General features: G+C 60.8%; 16 protein-coding genes and 2 pseudogenes. 11 read left to right on the forward strand and 7 right to left on the reverse strand.

The features are described 5' to 3' along the window. Positions 1-132: 132 nt before the first annotated feature. On the reverse strand, positions 133-843 hold the full coding sequence (locus GV818_RS19450) for a FadR/GntR family transcriptional regulator (protein WP_161759107.1): 711 nt from the start codon (positions 841-843) through the stop codon (positions 133-135). 106 nt (positions 844-949) lie between these two features. After that, positions 950-1,477, reverse strand: a complete 528-nt coding sequence (locus GV818_RS19455) for a GNAT family N-acetyltransferase (RefSeq protein WP_161777264.1) — start codon at positions 1,475-1,477, stop codon at positions 950-952. A gap of 122 nt (positions 1,478-1,599) precedes the next feature. Here GV818_RS19455 and GV818_RS19460 point away from each other — a divergent pair, with 122 nt between their 5' ends. After that, the gene (locus tag GV818_RS19460) at positions 1,600-2,481 is read left to right on the forward strand and encodes a LysR family transcriptional regulator (RefSeq protein ID WP_161759109.1); all 882 of its coding nucleotides are present in this window, start codon (positions 1,600-1,602) and stop codon (positions 2,479-2,481) included. Positions 2,482-2,498: 17 nt separating this feature from the next. Here GV818_RS19460 and GV818_RS19465 read toward each other — a convergent pair whose 3' ends face one another. Together GV818_RS19465 and GV818_RS19470 are read right to left on the reverse strand one after the other, a co-directional pair. Beyond that, on the reverse strand, positions 2,499-3,119 hold the full coding sequence (locus tag GV818_RS19465) for a LysE family translocator (RefSeq protein WP_161777265.1): 621 nt from the start codon (positions 3,117-3,119) through the stop codon (positions 2,499-2,501). A 126-nt stretch (positions 3,120-3,245) separates the two neighbouring features. Next, positions 3,246-4,115 carry a LysR family transcriptional regulator gene (locus tag GV818_RS19470; protein ID WP_161777266.1) on the reverse strand — a complete coding sequence of 290 codons (870 nt, stop codon included), beginning with the start codon at positions 4,113-4,115 and terminating at the stop codon, positions 3,246-3,248. 137 nt (positions 4,116-4,252) lie between these two features. On the opposite strand from GV818_RS19470, the gene GV818_RS19475 reads away from it, so the two are divergent. From GV818_RS19475 to GV818_RS19490, 4 genes are all read left to right on the forward strand, one after another. Beyond that, positions 4,253-5,305, forward strand: coding sequence for an agmatine deiminase family protein (locus tag GV818_RS19475; protein WP_161777267.1), 1,053 nt, complete (start codon positions 4,253-4,255; stop codon positions 5,303-5,305). A gap of 3 nt (positions 5,306-5,308) precedes the next feature. Next, positions 5,309-6,217, forward strand: a complete 909-nt coding sequence (aguB, locus tag GV818_RS19480) for an N-carbamoylputrescine amidase (protein ID WP_161777268.1) — start codon at positions 5,309-5,311, stop codon at positions 6,215-6,217. A gap of 1 nt (position 6,218) precedes the next feature. Then, positions 6,219-7,322, forward strand: a complete 1,104-nt coding sequence (locus tag GV818_RS19485) for an extracellular solute-binding protein (RefSeq protein WP_161759114.1) — start codon at positions 6,219-6,221, stop codon at positions 7,320-7,322. A 97-nt stretch (positions 7,323-7,419) separates the two neighbouring features. After that, positions 7,420-8,544: an agmatine deiminase family protein gene (locus GV818_RS19490; RefSeq protein ID WP_161777269.1), complete on the forward strand. Its 1,125-nt coding sequence runs from the start codon at positions 7,420-7,422 to the stop codon at positions 8,542-8,544. 24 nt (positions 8,545-8,568) lie between these two features. Here GV818_RS19490 and GV818_RS19495 read toward each other — a convergent pair whose 3' ends face one another. Beyond that, positions 8,569-9,300: a pYEATS domain-containing protein gene (locus GV818_RS19495; protein ID WP_161759116.1), complete on the reverse strand. Its 732-nt coding sequence runs from the start codon at positions 9,298-9,300 to the stop codon at positions 8,569-8,571. A 275-nt stretch (positions 9,301-9,575) separates the two neighbouring features. Here GV818_RS19495 and GV818_RS19500 point away from each other — a divergent pair, with 275 nt between their 5' ends. Then, positions 9,576-11,423, forward strand: coding sequence for a patatin (locus tag GV818_RS19500; protein WP_161777270.1), 1,848 nt, complete (start codon positions 9,576-9,578; stop codon positions 11,421-11,423). A 296-nt stretch (positions 11,424-11,719) separates the two neighbouring features. Continuing rightward, a complete protein-coding gene (locus GV818_RS19505) occupies positions 11,720-12,178 on the forward strand; it encodes a GNAT family N-acetyltransferase (RefSeq protein WP_161759118.1) in 459 nt (152 codons plus the stop codon). 139 nt (positions 12,179-12,317) lie between these two features. On the opposite strand, the gene GV818_RS19510 is transcribed toward GV818_RS19505, so the two are convergent. After that, positions 12,318-13,259 (reverse strand): class I SAM-dependent methyltransferase, encoded by a 942-nt coding sequence (locus tag GV818_RS19510; RefSeq protein ID WP_161759119.1) that lies wholly within the window; start codon positions 13,257-13,259, stop codon positions 12,318-12,320. 178 nt (positions 13,260-13,437) lie between these two features. On the opposite strand from GV818_RS19510, the gene GV818_RS19515 reads away from it, so the two are divergent. Both GV818_RS19515 and GV818_RS19520 read left to right on the forward strand, forming a co-directional pair. Further along, positions 13,438-13,785 (forward strand): ATP-binding protein, encoded by a 348-nt coding sequence (locus tag GV818_RS19515; protein ID WP_161759120.1) that lies wholly within the window; start codon positions 13,438-13,440, stop codon positions 13,783-13,785. 253 nt (positions 13,786-14,038) lie between these two features. Continuing rightward, positions 14,039-14,467 (forward strand): DUF2628 domain-containing protein, encoded by a 429-nt coding sequence (locus tag GV818_RS19520; RefSeq protein ID WP_161777271.1) that lies wholly within the window; start codon positions 14,039-14,041, stop codon positions 14,465-14,467. Positions 14,468-14,679: 212 nt separating this feature from the next. On the opposite strand, the pseudogene GV818_RS19525 reads toward GV818_RS19520, so the two are convergent. Then, positions 14,680-14,892: pseudogene (locus tag GV818_RS19525) on the reverse strand (IS3 family transposase); the annotation flags it as partial. Positions 14,893-15,165: 273 nt separating this feature from the next. Between GV818_RS19525 and GV818_RS34510 the strand changes: the two are divergent. Both GV818_RS34510 and GV818_RS19530 read left to right on the forward strand, forming a co-directional pair. Next, a complete protein-coding gene (locus GV818_RS34510) occupies positions 15,166-15,456 on the forward strand; it encodes a transposase (protein WP_256667610.1) in 291 nt (96 codons plus the stop codon). Next, positions 15,373-16,105: pseudogene (locus GV818_RS19530) on the forward strand (IS5 family transposase); the annotation flags it as partial. The gene GV818_RS34510 and the pseudogene GV818_RS19530, both read left to right, overlap by 84 nt. Between the last annotated feature and the right edge of the window lie 384 nt (positions 16,106-16,489).

Consider the following 16,489-nt stretch of genomic DNA (forward strand, 5'->3'; position numbering starts at 1 on the left):
TGTTCTGGGTACCTTGGATCACATGTTTCAGGTCTGGTTATCAGGTTGTCAGACTAACTAATCCGACAAAACTCTGCAGGCTTGCGCCGGCTCTCAAACGTGCAGCGTGGGGCGTGAATTTTCTAGCAGTGGTTAATCGGTCGTCGGCAGTTCCAGGCCCAGGCGCTTGGCCGATGCGCGCAAGTGAGCATCGGCGCAGGCTGCGGCCGCTTGCCGGTTGCCATCGGCGATGGCCTGGTACAGCGCCTGGTGTTCCTGGATGGCATCCGCCGAACCGCCTACCTGGGGCAGCGCCGAGTTTTCCCAGGCGGTCTTGCGGGCACTGGCCAGCTGGCTGCCGAGGAAATCATGGAAAGCCACGAAATAGTCATTCTTGCTGGCTTCGGCGATGGCCCGGTGGAACTCCACATCGGCCAGGGCGGCGGTTTCCAGGTCGCTGCGTTTGTCGTGCATTTCCTGCAGGGCTCGTTGCATGCGCTGCAGGTCAGCAGCGTCGCGGCGCTGGGCGGCGATCGACGCGGCCTGGGTCTCGATCCACAGGCGCATTTCGAACATCTGCGCCAGGTCCGCCAGACGCCCTTGGGTTTGCGGAAAGCGGAAGACGGTGCCGGCCGGGGTCTTGGAAATGTACGACCCCAGGCCACGGCGGGCGATCAGCACGCCGTCGGCCTTGAGCTGGGCAATGGCTTCACGAATCACCGAGCGGCTGACGTTCAACTGCTCGGCGAGCTGCTGTTCAGTGGGCAGGCGTGACTCGGGAGCCAGGCGGCCAGAGTCGATCTCGGTGCGGATGGCATTGACCACGCGCACCACGAGAGAGTCGGGACGTTGGAGCTCAAGCATGGGGAAACTCAGGTAATCAGGTTGTCAGACAATAGTCGTTGGGATTTTCCGCTGTCAAGAAAAACCAACAAGGGAAGGGCGGCTGGAGGTCTCCACGGTCAAGGCTTCAAGCCGTCAGGTCGCGGTGGAAAATCAGGTCGTCGAAGTCCTCGCCGTTGAGCCGGAAAGCCTGCTCAACGCGGCGCTCCAGGACAAAACCGCACTTCTCCAGCACATGCTGGGACCCGTGGTTGCCGTCGGTCACGGTGGCCTGGAGTGACTTCAGGCCGAGGCCTTCCCGTGCATGCTCGATCAATGCCTTGAGCGACTCAGTGGCGACGCCCTTGCCCTGGTGCCGGGAGCGCAACAGGTAGCCGACCTCGGCTTGCGCGGCGTGCGGCGCGATCATCCGCAGGCCGGTGAAACCCAGTTCTTCGCCACTGTGCCGATCACGGATGACCAGGCACAGCCAGTGTTCGGCGCCGGTGTGCCAGTGCGGCAGGCGCGAGGCGAAGCGCTCCTCGATCTGCGCCCGGGACAACGGGTCACAGACGTAGCGCAGGGCTTCGGGTTCGTTGTGCAGCGTTAGAAACAGCTGCCAGTCGTTGCGGGTCAACGGTTGCATGTGCAAGCGATCGGTGTGCAGGTGCAGCATGAGGCGTTCCTTGTCCTGGCTGGGTTCAGTGCGCTCACTTTACAAGAGAAAACCCTGACCGCCGCAGTACGGATTTCGCATAAGATTCCAGGCTTGGGTTTTCAGGGATAGGGCAGGTAAACGTGAACTGGGATGATCTGCGGTTTTTCATTGCGGTTGCCAACGCCAACAACATCACCGATGCAGGACAGGCGCTGAAGGTTTCCGCGTCGACGGTCTCGCGCAAGATCCTGGTGCTGGAAGAGGCCTTGAACACCTTGCTGTTCTTGAAGACCACCCAGGGGTATTTCCTCACCGAGGCGGGCCACGCCTTGCTGCCCATGGCCCTGGAAGCCGAGGAGCGCTTCACCCTGATGGCGCGCCAAATGTCCCAGCCCGGCGCACGCATGGCGGGGGTGGTGCGCATCGACTGCCCGGAGCTGATGGGCAGCCACTTGATCATTCCGGCCCTGGCGCAGTTTCGTTCGCGGCACCCGCAGATCAGCTTCGATTTCGTCAATAGCGCGCGTTCGGTCAAGCTCACCCAGAGCCACAGTGACCTGCTGCTACGCCTGCACCGGCCCGAGGCCGGCAACTTCACCCTGCGCCGGGTCGGCGAGCTGACCCAGGCACTGTTCTGTTCCCCAGGGTATGCCGCCATCCATGGCTGCCCCAGCGAGCCTGCGCAGTTGCGCGAGCATGCGCTGATCGGCTGGAACGAGGCCCTGGCCCATCTGCCCCTGGCGCGCTGGCTGGATCGGCTCAGCGCTGGCCAGCCGTTGTGGATGCGTACCAGCAACCTGGAGGCGCAACTCAAGGCGGTGCAGGCGGACCTGGGGATTGCCGCGTTGCCGGCCTATATCGCTGAGCCCCTGGGGCTGTGCCGAGTGTTGCCAGAGACCCCGGCGCACCGTGCCGACATCTGGCTGCTGCGCAACCTGGCGACCCAGGGCCAGGAGCGGGTCGATCGGGTGGTGGAATTTCTCTGTGACTTGCTGCAGCGCCAGGCGCTGCACCAAGCGTGAGGGTAGGGCGTCAGCGGCTAGGCGCTGCCGTTGCGCAGGAAGATCCAGATTGCCACCGCCATCAGCATCAGCCCGAACAGGGCATTCTGCGCCACCAGCAGCCTGGGGCGGGCCCGCAGCAGGACCTGCAGGCTGGAGCCCAGGCAGGCCCAGAGCAGATGACCGAACAGATTCACCGCGATCAGTGCGGCGCTGAGCGTCAGCACTGCGGTGCTGCCCACGTCCGTCCCCGGGCTGAAGGTGGAGAACATCACCAGCAACATGACCAGGCCCTGCACATTGCCCAGTTGCAGCACCACGCCGTCACGAAACTGCAGGGTCACGGCCCGCTCGCCAGGCTTGCGCAGGGGCCGCAGCAACAGGCGCAGGCCCAGCCAGAAAATGTACAGGCTGCCGGCGACTCGCAGCCCCCACAGCAGTTGCGGCTGGTTCGCCAGGCTGTGATACAGCCCCAGCCCCACCAGCAAGGCCAGCAGGAAATAGGTCAGGTCGAGCCCGAGGATAAAGCGCAGAGAACGACGCACGCCGCTCTGGGCGCCGGAGCTGGCCACCATCAGGTTGCCGGGCCCAGCGCTGAGGGCCATGGGCAGCATGGTGGACAGCCACAGGGGCCAGTTGATGTCGTGGACCGGTAGCACAGGCGGGGCTCCTTGAAGGCGGTGCGAATTGCACCGGCGCCAGCTTAAGGCGCCGCCGTGGCCGGGGTTACCGCCAGGAATGGAAAGCGGTTTTGCACTGGGCAGGCCGCAGGCCGGGGGCGTGTCTCAATGCGCTTGCGAGTCGTGCAGTACCCGCTGCAACCACTGGCTGAAACTGCGGGTCAGTGGGCTGTTTTCGCTGTCGCGGTGAATCAGCCAGGCCCAGGTCGGGCCGCGCACCTGCTGTTCGCACAAGGGTTCCAGCAAACCTTGAGTTCGGGCTTGTTGCGCCAGCAACTGGCTCACCAGGGCTATCCCATGGCCAGCGCAGGCGGCGTCCAGCAGCAGCCCGGGGTCGGAGAAATTCAGGCCATTGCTGTGCTGGCCGATGTCCGCGCCGCCTTCCACCACCCAGTGGCTCCAGTCCATTTCCCGCTCGCCATGCAAGGTGGTCCGCAGCTCCCGGGGCTGGTCCAGCAGCGAGGGGTGGCAGGCCGGGTACAGGCGGTCGCTGTAGAGCTCCAGGTAACTGCATTCGGCCTGGGCGCTGAGGTCGTCGCGCAGGGTCAGGTCGATGGTCTGGGTGCTCATGTCCGGCGGGTCGAAGGAGGTGAACAGCCACAGGTCGACTTCCGGGTGCAGGCGGTGGAACTCCCCCAGCCGCGGTAGCAACCAGTGCCGGGCGAACGCCGGGGTGGTGTTGACCACCAGTTGGTTGGGCTTGCGGTACTGCTCCAGGCGACGGATGCCCACCGCCAGTTGCTGCAGCAACGACTGGGTGGTGCTGCGCAGGTCATGCCCGGCATCGGTCAGGCTGACGCTGCGGCCGCTGCGGTAGAACAGCGGCTGTTCGAGGAAGGTTTCCAGGCTGCGGATCTGCTGGCTGATGGCCGATTGGGTCAGGTGCAGCTCTTCGGCCGCCTTGTGGAAACTGCCCAGGCGCGCGGCCGCTTCAAAGCCTCGCAGGGCGTTCAGGGGAGGCCAGTGTTTTAACATGATTGATAAGCTCGGCTAATCAGAATTGCGCTAAATCTATCGTTTGTTGAGTCTTTTTCAAAGCCATAGCATGGGCACTGTTCTTCATTGGTGTTTGTTGGCTGATAACAAAACCTTAACTGAGAGGTGCGATTTCCATGCTGTGCAATGACAAGCAAAACAACGGCTGGCACATGCCTGCGGAATGGGCGGTGCATGCGGCGACCTGGATGGTCTGGCCGCACAACCAGGCGCTGTGGGAGTCCGGTTGGGGCGTGACCCTGGCCCAGGTGCAAGAGGATTTCGCCCGGGTCGCCAATGCCATTGCGCGCTTCGAACCGGTGAAAATGGTGGTCGACCCTGTTGCCCTGGAAGGTGCCCGGGCCCTGTGCGGAGCCAACATCGAGTTGGTTGTGCAGCCGGTCAACGACAGTTGGTGTCGCGACTCCGGCCCGAGTTTTGTCTGCCACCCGCAGCAAGGGCTGGCGGGTGTCAGTTGGCGCTTCAATGCCTGGGGCGGCAAGTCGGCCCATGAGCAGGATGAAAGCCTGGCCCGGCGCCTGCTCAACCAGCTCGGCCTGGAATGCTTCGGCACCTCCCTGGCCAACGAGGGCGGAGCGATCCATGTGGACGGCGAGGGCACCCTGATCACCACCGAGTCGGTGCTGCTCAATCCCAACCGCAACCCGGGCCTGGGCAAGGCCGAGATCGAAGAGATCTTCAGCCGCCTGCTGGGGGTGAAAAAGACCATCTGGCTGCCCGGCGACCCGGACTACGTCACCGGCGACATGACCGACGGCCATGTGGATGGCGTCTGCGCCTTCGCCCGTCCTGGCGTGCTGCTGGTGGACGCGACCCGCGACCAGAGCTCGGTGTATGCCGAAGTGGTGCGCGACAACCGCCGCGCCCTGGAGCTGGCGCGGGATGCCCAGGGCCGCAGTTTCGAGATGCTCGAACTGTTCGAGGCCAGCGAGGCGGTGGACACCGAGGCCGAGGTGTTCTGCGCCTCCTACACCAACTTCTACATCGCCAATGGCGCGATCATCATGCCGGCCTATGGCATTGCCGCCGACCAGCAAGCGGCCGAAGTGTTGGCCCTGGCCTTCCCGGGGCGCGAAGTGGTGCCGGTGCAGATCAATCACCTGGCGCATGGCGGTGGCGGGGTGCATTGCATCACCCAGCAGCAGCCGGCCTGGCCGGTGAGGGGCTGAACCATGAGCATGCTGACGGTCGCCACCACCCAGATGTCTTGCACCTGGAACCTTGAACACAACCTTGATCAAGCCGAGCAACTGGTGCGCGAGGCTGCGGCCCAGGGTGCCCAGGTGATCCTCTTGCAGGAGCTGTTCGCCACGCCGTATTTCTGCATCGAGCAGCACCACAAACACTTGGCCCTGGCCGAGGAGTACGCCCACAGCCGGGTACTCAAGCGCTTTGCCGCCCTGGCCGGGGAGCTGGGAGTGGTATTGCCGCTGAGCTGGTACGAGCGGGCCGGCAATGCCTACTTCAACTCTTTGAGCGTGGCCGACGCCGATGGCCGCCTGCTGGGGGTGTACCGCAAGACCCATATTCCCAATGCGATTGGCTACCAGGAGAAGGAGTATTTCAGCCCAGGCGACACCGGTTTCCGCGTCTGGGACACGGCCTTTGGCCGCCTCGGCATCGGTATCTGCTGGGACCAGTGGTTTCCCGAGACCGCCCGTTGCCTGGCGCTGCAGGGCGCCGAGGTGCTGTTGTTCCCCACCGCCATCGGTTCCGAGCCCGGTGCTGCCGACCTGGATTCCCGCGATCACTGGCAGATGACCATGCGCGGCCACGCCGCGGCCAACCTGCTGCCGGTGGTGGCCGCCAACCGTATCGGCCGCGAAGTGGCAACCACCGACCCGGCATTGCAGATGAGCTTTTACGGTTCGTCCTTCATCTGCAACCACAAGGGCCGCTTGCTGGCCGAGGCCGACCGCGAGACCCCAGGCGTGCTGTTGCAGGCCCTGGATCTGCCGAGCATGCGTGAAGAGCGCCTGACCTGGGGCATCTACCGCGACCGGCGCCCGGACATGTACGGCGCGTTGCTGAGCCTGGACGGTCGTCACCTGGACCCACGCTGGACCACTCAAGGGGTTTGACATGCACACCACCCACAAGCTGTTGCTCGCCTCCCTTGGTCTGCTGCTCGGCGGCGCACTGCCGTCGGCCCAGGCCGAAGAGCAGACCCTGCGCCTGTACAACTGGGCGGACTATTTCGCCGAGGACACCCTGGCCAGGTTCACCGCGCAAACCGGGATCAAGGTGATCTACGACGTCATGGACGGCAGTGAGGTGCTGGAAGCCAAGCTGATGACCGGCGGCAGTGGTTATGACCTGATCTTCCCCGGTGACACCGTGGCCGAGCGGTTGATGCGCGCCGGCAGCCTGCAAGCCCTGGACCCGACGAAGATCGCCGCCCTGGCGGATATCGAGCCTGGCCTGCAACAGCTGCGCAGCCACTATCCCTACGCCAGCAAGGCCACCGTGCCTTACACCTGGGGCACCATCGGCCTGACCTACAACGCCGAGCAGATCGCCCAGCGCCTGCCCAACGCCCCGGTCAATAGCCTGGACCTGCTGTTCAAGCCGGAGCTGGCGGCCAAGTTCGCCGACTGCGGTATTTCGATCATCGACTCCCCCGACGAGGTATTGGCGGTGGTGCTCAACTACCTCGGGCGCGAACCGCGCAGCGCCAAGCCCGAGGACCTGGCGGCGGCCAGTGAATTGCTGCTCAAGCTGCGGCCCTACATTCGCAAGTTCCAGTCGCAGCCGGTGACCGACCTGGTGAATGGCAACCTGTGCCTGTCCCTGGGCTACAGCGGTGACATGACCCAGGCTCAGCGGGCCGCCGATGCCGCGGGGAAAAAGGTCGATTTCCAATACCGCATCCCTCGCGAGGGCACCACGGTGTGGATGGACAACATGGCGATCCCCAAGGATGCCCGGCACCCGGAATACGCCTATGCCTTCATCAATTTCGTCCTGCGCCCGGAGAACATGGCGGCCATCAGCAACTTCACCGGTTACCCCACGGCCAACGCCAAGGCGCGGCCGAGTGTCGACCCGCAGATGCGCAACAACCCGGATATCTACCTGGACGCGGCGACCTACGAGCGGCTGATTCCCGGCAAGGACATCCCCCAGGCCGACATGCGTGCACGCATGCGCACCTGGACCAAATTCAAGACCGCGCCGGTCAAATAGCCGTGCGCACCAACCCTTCAGCCACCGTATGCTGCTGGCGGGTTGAGCGTGATCAATCTGTACTACCGTCTGTACAGCCCCCATGAGAGAACGATCGATGTCGACCCGACGTGAATTTATCAAGCAGGCCTCACTGGTGGCCGGTTTCGGCGCCATGGCGTCCCTGGGCCTGGGTTTCAACGCCCGCCAGGCCCAAGCCGAGGAACAGGAGGGCTGGTACATGCCCGATGAAGGCGATCGCCACCGCCAGGCCTACATGTCCTTTGGCGCCCAGGAAGCCATCTGGGAAGATTTCACCGGCGATGTGCAAGAGGCCCTTGGCCGCATTGCCCGAGCCATTGCCACCTATGAACCGTTGATAGTGTTCTGCCGCGAACACGAGCACGACCTCGCGCAAGAGCTCTGTGGCCGCCGCAATATCACCTACGTGATCACCGAGCTGGACGACATCTGGATGCGCGACATCGGCGCCAACTTCGTCATCAATGAGCAAGGTGGCCTGGGCGCGGTGGATTTCAACTTCAACGGCTGGGGCAACAAGCAGCGTCACGCCAAGGACGCACAGCTGGCGCGGCAAGTCGCCGATGCCGCCGATGCGGTGTATCAGCGCAGCGAACTGGTGGGCGAGGGGGGCGGCATCGAGGTGGATGGCCACGGCACCGGGATCATGACCGAAAGCTCCTGGATCAACCGCAACCGCAACCCCGACTGGAGCAAGGCCGAGGTCGAAGAGGAGCTCAAGGCCCGCCTGGGCCTGCGCAAGATCATCTGGTTGCCGGGGATCAAGGGCAAGGACATCACCGATGCCCACGTCGACTTCTATGCACGCTTCGTCAAGCCCGGGGTGGTGTTGGCCAACCTCGACAACGACCCGGACTCCTATGACCACGCGGTGACCCTCAAGCACCTGGAGATATTGCGCAATGCCACCGATGCCGACGGCCGCAAATTGCAGGTGCATACGGTGTCGCCGCCGCTGAACCCGCGCAAGAGCCGTTTCAGCCGCGGCAACGACGATTTTGCTGCCGGCTACATCAACTACTTCGTGATCAATGGCGCGGTGATTTCCCCGCAGTTCGGCGATTCAAGCGCTGATACCAAGGCCCTGGCCTTGCTCAGTGAGCTGTATCCCGAGCGCAAGGTGATCCAGTTGGACATCGACGCCATCGCCGCCGGTGGTGGAGGCATTCACTGCGTTACCCATCACCAGCCGCAGGTGTGAGCGATCAAGGGTTGGGCGCGCCTTTCAATCCGTTGGCCGCCCCGGCAAGTCGAGGTGGCGGGTCAGCTCGAAGGTGTCGCCGTTGCGCTTCTTGATCAGCGCCATGATCGGGAATTCGCCATAGATCTTCAGCCACAGGTCAAAGGAGGACGGTTGATTCGAGGTGGCGATCACCGTCTGTGGAAAGTCGTTCCACAGGCGGTAGGTCACTGATTCGATTTCCTCCAGAGGGCTGGTGCTGTCCAGTGCCTCGATCCACACCCGGACTTTATACAGACCGTTGCCTGGCGCCGTCCTGGGATGCAGGACTTCGCTCTGGTGCAGCAAGACAAAGCCGCATTCGAGCATCTGCGCGTAGCTGGCGTTCAAGCGGTCCAGCAGCGGCATATCGTCCAGGGCCACGGGCTTGCCGTTGACCGCGATACCGGTGGTTGAGCCTTTCCATTCCTTGGGCGCGCCAGTCAGGACGAAGTGCTCCTGGTTGCTGTAGTCGCCGGGGCCATAGAGGTGAGTGTGGTATTTGGCGACCAGGACGAAGAACACCAGCAATACCGCAACCGGAAACAGCGCCAGGAACAGCACCACCGGGTGGCTTGGGTTGTTGTAGAACGGGTCCTTGGCTGTCCACAGCACGATCCCGCCAATGGCGTAGACCATGACGATGAACAAGGCAATCAGCCCGAGTGGGTTCTTGTGCATGCCGGCGGCGGTATGCAGCAATCCGCTGCCGGGCAAGGGATCCAGGGAGTGCTTCATGGCGAGCTTCCGATGCAAGCGAATTTGTCCAAGTTAAGCACAGGGGGCATGACCTCGGCGCGCTCGCCACGAACAAAAAATCGAGCAAACGCACGCCGGCTGGCTACCCTGATCCAGGGGCTGGCCAGGTTGATTCACACGTGCGGATTCACTCAGCCAGGTCATCGCCAGGCCGGCCCCTAGGGCCGGCATCGTGCAGTCCAGGCCGGTCGCCTGGCCCTGTGACGCGAGCCATCCTGGCAGCGCAAGGGGCGACACCACTCAGGGAGGGTCTCATGGCCACGTTGGAGGGGAAGTACGTTGAGGAAACCGAACTGCCGGATGGCGATACCTTCGAGATCGGCCTGGTCATGGCCGGGGCAATTTCCGCCGGAGCCTACGAAGCCGGTGTGCTGGATTACCTATTCGAGGCCCTGGACGCCTGGGAGGCGGCCAAGCTCAAGGCCCGAGGCACGGCCGAGGAGCAGCACATCCCCCAGCACAAAGTGATCATCAAGGTAGTGGCTGCCGCTTCGGCCGGCAGCATGAGTGCGGCGATCATGGCGGTGGCAGGGCGCTATGACTTCAAGCATGTGGGCAGCGCCGAACTGGGTACCCAGTGCCATTCGCAGCAGAATCTGGCGCAACGCACCCAGGCTTACAACAGCGGTCGGGAAAATCCGTTCTTCAGGGCCTGGGTGCAAGACATCTCCATGGACAAATTGCTCACCACCCGTGATCTGGACGCGCCCGACAGCGTGTTGCAGTCTTTGCTGGACAGTACTTCGCTGATGGAAATCACCAACGATTGCCTGGCGTTCAAGGGCGATGGCGTGGTGCATCGGCAATACCTGAGCAATCCGACCCGGTTCATCTTTGCTCTGGCCAACTTGCGCGGGGTGCCTTATTTCCTGCCATTCAGCTCCCAGCCGGGTACGGGGCTGGGCATGTCCATGCACCGTGACTACCGCAGCTTCACCGTCAGCTACAGCCTCGGGGCCGGTGCGCAGACCCTTCGTGCGGATGACCTGGCCCTGGACTGGAGCCCTCAATCGGCTGCGCAGTGGAGTCTCCTGGGGCTGACCGCGGTGTCCAGCGGAGCCTTCCCGGTGGGCCTTGCCCCACGGCCCATGACCCGGCCCTCGTCGGATTACAACTATCGTTTTGTCATCCTGCCAGCCACCCATACTGATCCGATCAGGGCGGTGCGACTTCAGCCCAACACCAAGCGCATGCCTGAGCCGCTGTTCAACAGCTTCATTGTCGACGGCGGCACCATGAACAATGAGCCGGTTGATCTGGCGCATCAGGAACTGGCGGGGCTGATCGGGCGTAACACCCGTGATGGGGTGCTAGCACGCAGGGCGTTGCTGATGATCGATCCGTTTCCGGACACTGAGGAGCAAGGCACTGACAAGATTGCCGGACAGTCTCCGGTGTTGACCTCGGTGATCGGGGACTTGCTGCAGGCATGGAAGTACCAGGCACGCTTCAAGCCCGAGGACCTGGCCCTGGCCGCAGACGAGAATGTCTTCAGCCGTTTTCTGATTGCACCGTCCCGTGGTGATATCGATCCGACCAAGCCTTCTCTGGCCTGCGGTGCCCTGGGAGGTTTCTCGGGGTTCTTGACTCAGGATTTTCGCCAGCATGACTACTTGCTGGGCCGGCGCAATGCGCAGAAATTTCTCTCGGATGTCTTTACCCTGCCGGTTGCCAATAGCATGTTCGACCCCTTGGACGAGACGCAGAAGGTGGCTGGCGCGAAGTGGATACGCAAGGGTGCCCGAGGTCTGGAGTTGCCGATCATTCCATTGGTAGACAGTCTTTTGCCGAAGGACCTCAGTGGCGGTTTGACCGATGGGCGGACCGAAGCGCTGGGTGATTGGCCCTATGACATGTTCCGCATGTCCAGCATTGAAAGTGCAATGAAAGCGCGGATGAACAGGATTTTCAGCTACAGCATCGCCCACTCGGAATTGAGCTGGTCTTACAGGCTATTGAGCAAAACCGCTGTCGTTGTGTTCAAAGGCAAGATTTATAAAAAAGTCACCAACGCCTTGCTGGATGGGCTGGCCAATGGCGGCTTGATGCCCAAGCGGCCTGACGCCACCGACCAAGGTAAACAGCGCAATTGGTTTGGCTAGCGCTTGCCTGATGGTGATGGAGCCCGGCGGGTTGCAGCTTCAGCGGCTGAGCTGTACGCCGCGCTCGGTCAAGGATGGGCAGGGGGCTGGCACCCGCTGTGTGATCGATCACAGGCCTTGTGTTTAGGCTCAGGCTGCCTGGGGTGAAGCAAGCAATCGCTGACTTTGCGCAGTGTAAGTGGTCTGCCCATATTGAGAGGATTGGACTGATAAGGCAGTCCGCCAAGGCCCTAAGCTGGCGCTCTTCAATGCCTAGGGGGACAGCACTTGTCCCGGGCTTTCAGGAGGAGCGCGCAATGAATGATCGTCAACAACCGGTAACGGTCCGCAGGATTCAACCCAGCGACCATGAGCAGTGGTTGCAGCTGTGGCTGGCTTACCAGGACTTCTATCAAGTGAGTCTGGATGAGCAGGTCAGTCTCTCGACCTTCCAGCGCTTTTTCGATCCGCAGGAGCCGGTGTATTCGGCGGTGGCGGTGCAGGGCGATCAGTTGATCGGCTTCGTCAATGCGGTATTGCACCGTTCGACCTGGGCTTCCAGCGACTTCTGTTACCTCGAGGATTTGTACGTCGCCCCGGCGATCCGGGGCAGTGGGGCGGGTAAGTTGTTGATCGAGTGGGTGCAGGGGTTTGCTCGGCAACAGGGGTGTGGGCGGTTGTATTGGCATACTCATGAGACTAATGAGCGGGCGCAGAAACTCTATGATTGGGTGGCGCAGAAGTCGGGGTTTATTGAGTATCGGATGGGGGTGTAGGGGAGAGGGTCTTGGCGGCGGTGTTTTTTTGGAGGGGGGATATTCGTTGCTGAGGTGATGGCCCCTGATGGTTTTGTTCCGGGTGCATATACGTTGCTGTGGTCATGGCTGCAGCAACGGATATGCACCCTCGAGCAATCTACTCCCCCTGCCGAAACACCAAAGCCTTCAAGCCACACTGCACATCTGCATCAGGAAACTCCGGCGGATTCTCCAGCCGCTGCTCAAAGCGCAAACCCGGCGCCACCTCGGCCACTCCTTCCACCAGAAACTCCAGCGCAAACGCCGGATCGTTCATACAGGCCAGGACGCAACCATTGGGCGTCAGCAACTCCGGCAGGCGCCGCAGCACCCGCGCATAGTCCTTGCTCAGCACAAAGCTGCCTTTCTGGAACGACGGCGGATCGATGATCACCAAGTCGTAGGGACCGCCTTGCTTGACCTTGCTCCAGGACTTGAACAGGTCGTGACCGAGGAAACTCACCCGACCGGTGTCGTGGCCGTTGAGCCGGTGGTTGTCGCGGCCACGGCTCAAGGCCGCCCGGGACATGTCGAGGTTGACCACCCGCTCGGCGCCGCCGGCAAGCGCCGCTACCGAGAAACCGCAGGTGTAGGCAAACAGGTTCAGCACGTTCTTGCCCTGGGCATTGTCCCGCACCCAGTTGCGCCCATAGCGCATGTCGAGAAACAACCCGTTGTTCTGCTTGCTGCCCAGGTCTACCTGGTAGAGCAGGCCCTCCTCGGTGATGGTGCAAGACTCCACCGGCGTTCCCAGCAGCCACTCGCCGTGACTGTCGGGCAGGTAGCGGTGCTGCAGCATCAGGCAGCTGGCGCCGCTGGCGGTCCACTGCGCGGTGTCTCCCAGCTCCAGCAGCAATTGCTTGAGGGCCGCGAGCTGCTCGGGTTCGGGCTCCTTGAACAGCGATACCAGCAGCACGCCCTGCAGCCAGTCCGCGGTCAGTTGCTCCAGCCCCGGCCAGCAACGACCGCGGCCATGGAACAGACGCCGGGTTTCAGTGGGCGCGGCGTCCAGGGCGTCGAGTAAATGTTGGTTGAGGGTGGCGAGGGCTAGAGGCGTCATCAGCGGGACCGGCAATATTCGGGGCGGCATTTTAAACACAATTGATTGCGCAGTGATCCGCCATGACTCTCGGGATCGGGGCAGCGGCCCGAATCGTGAGTCGATTGATGGGCGTGCGTTGTGCCGAAATTTCCGTCGTCTGCTGGGAAAACATGAACGGGCAGCCGGCATCTTGGGCATGATCAAGACCCTTGGCGAGCAGCACACGATGCCCGATATCAACGATCTCAGCGTCGATGAACGTCTGGGTCTGATGGTCGACCGCGAGGACGCCTGGGGCTGGGCACCGTTTACCACTGCGCAACGACGAGACATGCTTGAACTTCTGGACGACCGCTACGGACAGCGCTCGACGCTGGTGACCAGCCAGATGCCCGTGGCTAAATGGCATGCGCTGATCGGCGACCCGACCTTGGGCGATGCGATCCTTGATCGGCTGGTGCACAACACTTACCGCATCGAACTCAAGGGTGAATCGGTGCGCAGGCGCTCGACGAAATTGACGATGGCGGGTGCTTCAGACTAACGATGTGAACCTGCGTCGCTGCGCTCCAAGTGGACGTGGAACGAATGTCCAAATGATCGTGGGCTGGGTATCCAAGCGCCGTGGGATCCGCAATAAAGCGGGCAGATCAAACGTTTCAGAAAATCAACTTTAATCCCCCCCCCCCTCCTCAACAAATCAGTATAATCAGCTTGTTTAAAAATAAGAAAAAACAGAAGCACAGGAAGTAACGGAAGAATAGGAACTACATTATGGAATATCAGGAGTCGCAAGAGTGAACGCAAATGAACAAGTGCAAAGCACCGGTAAATACAGCGCCAAGTGGCAGGAGCGCTTTTACTTCTTTGATACTTATGGTTCGCCGAGCGATCCACGATACAAAGCGGCAATTAAGACGCTGCCTGGCTTCAAGAATAAAATGCGCATTAACGCCAACGTGATTGCATTTTTCTTCGGCCCGATTTACCTGTTCGTTCTGGGCCTCTGGAAGAAAAACCTTGCCATACTGGGTATCATACTTGCGATCAATGTCGTGTTGAGTGTGATTTTTGCGATCATTGGCATGGACTTTCCCAAACCGTTGAACGCAGGTCTGAACATCGCTGTCTCCATGACTTATGCGCTCATGACCAACTACTCGTACTACCTGAAAGAAGTGAAAGGTGAACAAAGCTGGAATCCGTTCCAAGGCATGCGTTTCTGATTACAGACTTGGCCAGTCAAGAGCCCGCGCCTCATCATGAGGATGCGGGCTCGTTGTTTCTGAATGGCGAATACAAAAAAACGGCGAAAAAATCTGATTTCGGTGAAAACGATGCCCGGGCATACCCCACAAATCTACCCCAAGGAAGCCTTCTTCGATTTGCATGCGTCGTTGATAAATCGACGTTTTTCAAGGTCGCGTCAACCGTTCTACTATACGGCTTTCTTCTCGATCTGCTGTTCCCGGTCCGGGTTCAGCAGCACCATTCCTATTGGCTGCCAGTTTCGCGTCTGGCCTGGCCAGCGTTCCGGGCTCTTCTCTCGAGCAGGTTCGTACAGCTCATGTCATCGCGCCAGGATTTGATCATCCAGCTTTCCATGACGCTCAGCTGGCGTGACAAAGCGGATCCGACTATGCCGATGCTCAACTGAGCATTCTATTTGCTCTGCCGAACCTTTGGCTGGCTCGAACACAACTGATGGGTATGGGCGAGTTGTGCGGTTAACACGGAGAACCGGACGGAAAAGCCCGTCAGGCGGCTATGCACAAAGCGGTTTTCTGCAAATAGCGATGTGCGTCGGAGTATTTTCGACTTGTTGCCACCTTGCGGCAAGTTGATCGGAGCATCCTTAGGGAAATCCTGAAGAAGACTTCCTGATTTTGGCAAAATGCCGGGACTCCACCCGCCGAGTTTTCCGATGAAGCAAATGACCTTCGCCGATGCCGAGTACGCCGGCAAGCGCAAGCAGACCCGCAAAGAGTTGTTCCTGATCGAGATGGACCAGGTGGTGCCGTGGAAGGGCTTGATTACCCTGATCGAGCCGCATTACCCGAAGGGGAATGGTGGTCGTCCGGCCTATCCGCTGATGGCGATGCTGCGTGTCCACCTGATGCAAAACTGGTTCGGCTACAGCGATGGAGGAGGCGCTGTACGAGACCACTATCCTGCGACAATTTGCTGGGTTGAGCCTGGAGCGCATCTCCGATGAAACCACCATCTTCAACTTCCGCCGGTTGCTGGAGAAGCACGAACTAGCCGCCGGAATCCTGGCCGTGATCAATGGCTATCTGGGCGACCGAGGTCTGTCGCTGCGCCAAGGCACTATCGTGGATGCCACGCTGATCAATGCGCCAAGCTCGACCAAGAACAAGGACGGTAGGCGCGACCCGGACATGCATCAGACCAAGAAGGTCAACCAGTATTACTTCGGCATGAAGGCCCACAGCGTGATGGGCACGGCGGCCAACGTGGCGGATGTCACTCAGGTCGACAAACAGCTGCACGGCGCGGAGAACGTGGTCTGCGCCGATGCCGGTTATACCGGTGTTGAGAAACGTACCGAGCATTATGGGCGCGAGGTGATCTGGCAGATCACGGCACGCCGCAGTACTTACAAGAAGCTGGGCAAGCGCAGCGCTTTGTACAAAGCCAAACGCAAGATCGAGAAGGCCAAGGCGCAGGTTCGGGTCAAGGTCGAACACCCATTCCGAGTGATCAAGCGCCAGTTCGGTTATGTGAAGACGCGTTTCCGTGGTCTGGCGAAGAACACGGCGCAATTGGTGACACCGTTCGCGCTGTCGAACCTGTGGATGGTGCGTAGACATTTACTGACGAGTACAGGAAAGGTGCGCCTGTAATGTGGGGAATAGTTGCCGCGAGGTGCTCGCGGCGGCAAAAAACAAAGAAATGAGCGGGTGACCTGATCGTCTTTGATCGATTCGCCGGGATCAAAATCGGTGGGGCTGAAGTCAGCCAGAAATACATGACTACTTCAGACCATCCTTAGATGGTTTTTTCGGTCTGTGTAGGATGTTTTTTGGTATTCAGAATATTCTCAAGTGTTTTTTGGTTTTTCTGTTTTATTCTAGTTTGGCGTCTAGGTTTTTGATTTTCAGGCTTGATGGTTGATCAGTTGTAGCAGGATCGCTGTGATGTTTCTGTAGGTTGAATACTGTTTAAAAACTTGGGGTGTTTGCTCAAGGCTTTTGCCGTTGTTGGGTGAAGGTTCAAGTTCCCCCCTT

Source organism: Pseudomonas sp. Fl4BN1 (assembly GCF_009908285.1).
In the GTDB taxonomy this organism is placed as follows: Bacteria; Pseudomonadota; Gammaproteobacteria; order Pseudomonadales; family Pseudomonadaceae; genus Aquipseudomonas.

Coding starts and splice junctions, on each gene's coding strand:
- GV818_RS19450 (WP_161759107.1), bottom strand. CDS start 843: ATGCTTGAGCTCCAACGTCCCGACTCTCTCGTGGTGCGCGTGGTCAAT.
- GV818_RS19455 (WP_161777264.1), bottom strand. CDS start 1,477: ATGCTGCACCTGCACACCGATCGCTTGCACATGCAACCGTTGACCCGC.
- GV818_RS19470 (WP_161777266.1), bottom strand. CDS start 4,115: ATGTTAAAACACTGGCCTCCCCTGAACGCCCTGCGAGGCTTTGAAGCG.
- GV818_RS19475 (WP_161777267.1), top strand. CDS start 4,253: ATGCTGTGCAATGACAAGCAAAACAACGGCTGGCACATGCCTGCGGAA.
- aguB (WP_161777268.1), top strand. CDS start 5,309: ATGAGCATGCTGACGGTCGCCACCACCCAGATGTCTTGCACCTGGAAC.
- GV818_RS19485 (WP_161759114.1), top strand. CDS start 6,219: ATGCACACCACCCACAAGCTGTTGCTCGCCTCCCTTGGTCTGCTGCTC.
- GV818_RS19490 (WP_161777269.1), top strand. CDS start 7,420: ATGTCGACCCGACGTGAATTTATCAAGCAGGCCTCACTGGTGGCCGGT.
- GV818_RS19495 (WP_161759116.1), bottom strand. CDS start 9,300: ATGAAGCACTCCCTGGATCCCTTGCCCGGCAGCGGATTGCTGCATACC.
- GV818_RS19500 (WP_161777270.1), top strand. CDS start 9,576: ATGGCCACGTTGGAGGGGAAGTACGTTGAGGAAACCGAACTGCCGGAT.
- GV818_RS19505 (WP_161759118.1), top strand. CDS start 11,720: ATGAATGATCGTCAACAACCGGTAACGGTCCGCAGGATTCAACCCAGC.
- GV818_RS19510 (WP_161759119.1), bottom strand. CDS start 13,259: ATGACGCCTCTAGCCCTCGCCACCCTCAACCAACATTTACTCGACGCC.
- GV818_RS19515 (WP_161759120.1), top strand. CDS start 13,438: ATGATCAAGACCCTTGGCGAGCAGCACACGATGCCCGATATCAACGAT.
- GV818_RS34510 (WP_256667610.1), top strand. CDS start 15,166: ATGAAGCAAATGACCTTCGCCGATGCCGAGTACGCCGGCAAGCGCAAG.